Genomic DNA, 2,005 nt, shown 5'->3' on the forward strand with positions numbered 1-2,005 from the left:
CAGCGTGGCCTGCTGGGACGAAAACGACCACCGGCCCTGCCCGTCCGGGTCGCCGGAGCGGATGTGCTTCAACTCCCCCGACTGGTCGCCGTAGCGGATGCTCACCCCGGCTTTGCGGTAGGCGGTGCGGCGGTGCTCCAGCGCGGCGTTGTACAGCGCGCGGTGGTCCTCCAGGCACGCGGCGAGCGCGGCGGCCTGCTTGCTCATGGGACGCAGCAGGAACGTGTACGACCTACGCACGGCCACCGCCTTCGGGCCGCTCGTACTGCGTCTCGATATAGCGCTGCACCGTCTCGGCCGACACCGCGCCGGCCGTGGCCACGAAGTAGGACCGTGACCACAGCGTGGGGAGCTGGGAGCGCAGGTGCCCGAACTCGGCGCGCAGGTGGTGGGAGGTGAAGCCTTCGAACTGGTTGGCAACGTACGACGGCGAGTTCTTCGGGTGCGGCTTGACGAACAGGTGCACGTGGTCCGGCATCACCTCAAGCGCCACGATCTCCCAGCCGTGCTCGTCGGCCTTGGCGCGGACCAGCTCCTCCAGGCGGGTCTTCACCCGGCCGCCGAGGACCGGGCGGCGGTACTTCGGGCACCACACGACGTGGTACCCGAGGTCGTACGCCGCGCCGGGGGAGGTGCGCACCTGACGAGTCACGCGATCATTACAGCAGTGACGCCCATCTAATATGTGACGAACGGAGATCTCTGATGCGCGGATCAGGCGGCTCAATGCACGCTCGGGCCCTGGCGGCCCTCCCGCTCCCGATTCCTCCGTCGCCTAAAGGCGACGGTCCCCTCGGGAGGTCATGATGGCGCCACACCGCCGAGGTCCACGCCGATCCGGCACTGCTCGCCCTCGTCACCCGTGAGCCGGAGGGCGACTTCGGACCGGCCGCACCGCCCGGGGCGGTGGAGTGAGCCCGAAACGCGGTGACCGCGCCGCTCCTCCCGCCGTAGGGGACGAGTACGAGATCCGGTTCGCCGTCGGTGACTCCACGAGCAGCCCGCCGCCATGACGTGCCCGGCCTCCACGTCCCCGGTGGTCCGGGAGCCGCGGGACGTCGCGGGACGGGTTCCGGTCCCCTGCCAGGCCGGGACACCCGTCCCATGACACCGGGACGGCGGATGCCGCACAGTTGAGCCCTCATGGAACGCATGCGAACCTCCCCCCGGCTCTCCGGCGCGGGTCCCGTCGCCGGCCGGGTCCTGGCGCACCTCGTGCTCTTCGCCGTGCTGGGCGCCCTCTACTACGAGCTGATCGGGCTGGGCGGCGGCCTCGCCCCCGGGTACGGCCCCGCCACCGGTCTGGCCGCCGCCCTCGCCGTCGGCCTCCTGTTCCACCCCCTGCGGCTGCGGCTGCAGCGCACGGCCGACCGGCTGCTGAAGGTGGAGCGCGACCCCTACCGCGCGGCCGACCGGCTGGGCCGGAGCATGCAGCGGGCCGACGGGCCGGTGCAGGCGCTGTCCACCGCGGTCGCCGCGATCCGGCAGACGCTGCGGGCCGGCGGGGTGGCGGTGGAGGTCACCCTGCCGGGGGCACCGCCGCAGACGGTCTCCGACGGCGACCCGGGGACCGGACCGGCCGTCACCCCGCTGGTCTGGCAGGGGGAGCCGGTGGGGCGGCTGCTGATCGCGGGGGTCCGGCCCGAGGGCGAGCTGCTCGGCATGCTCGTCCGGCACCTGGCCGAGGTCGCGCACGCCGTACAGCTCACCGCCGACCTGCGGCTCTCCCGGGAGCGGATCCTGGCCACGCGCGAGGAGGAGCGCCGCAGGCTCCGCCGCGACCTGCACGACGGGCTGGGACCGGCCCTGGCGAGCATGGCGATGACCGTGGACGAGGCGAGGATCCGCCTGGCCCGTGATCCCGGGGAGGCGGCCCGTCTGCTGGAACGGGTCCGCGGCCAGGTGGCCGAGGCGGTCGGCGACGTCCGCACGCTGGTGTACGGCCTGCGCCCGCCCGCCCTGGACGACCTGGGGCTGGAGGGCGCGCTGCGTGCCGTCACCGAGG

At 73.6% G+C, this 2,005-nt stretch carries 3 protein-coding genes; 1 reads left to right on the forward strand and 2 read right to left on the reverse strand.

Going from position 1 to position 2,005, the window contains the following annotated elements:
- On the reverse strand, positions 1 to 240 hold a 240-nt coding region (locus ACFOWE_RS23785; RefSeq protein WP_377291413.1), incomplete at its 3' end, for a helix-turn-helix domain-containing protein.
- Positions 233 to 652 carry an IS200/IS605 family transposase gene (gene tnpA, locus ACFOWE_RS23790; protein ID WP_377291415.1) on the reverse strand — a complete coding sequence of 140 codons (420 nt, stop codon included), beginning with the start codon at positions 650 to 652 and terminating at the stop codon, positions 233 to 235. The genes ACFOWE_RS23785 and tnpA, both read right to left, overlap by 8 nt.
- A gap of 491 nt (positions 653 to 1,143) precedes the next feature.
- Here tnpA and ACFOWE_RS23795 point away from each other — a divergent pair.
- On the forward strand, positions 1,144 to 2,005 hold an 862-nt coding region (locus ACFOWE_RS23795; RefSeq protein ID WP_377291622.1), incomplete at its 3' end, for a sensor histidine kinase.

It is taken from the genome of Planomonospora corallina, from assembly GCF_042650625.1.
Taxonomy (GTDB): Bacteria; Actinomycetota; Actinomycetes; order Streptosporangiales; family Streptosporangiaceae; genus Planomonospora_B; species Planomonospora_B corallina.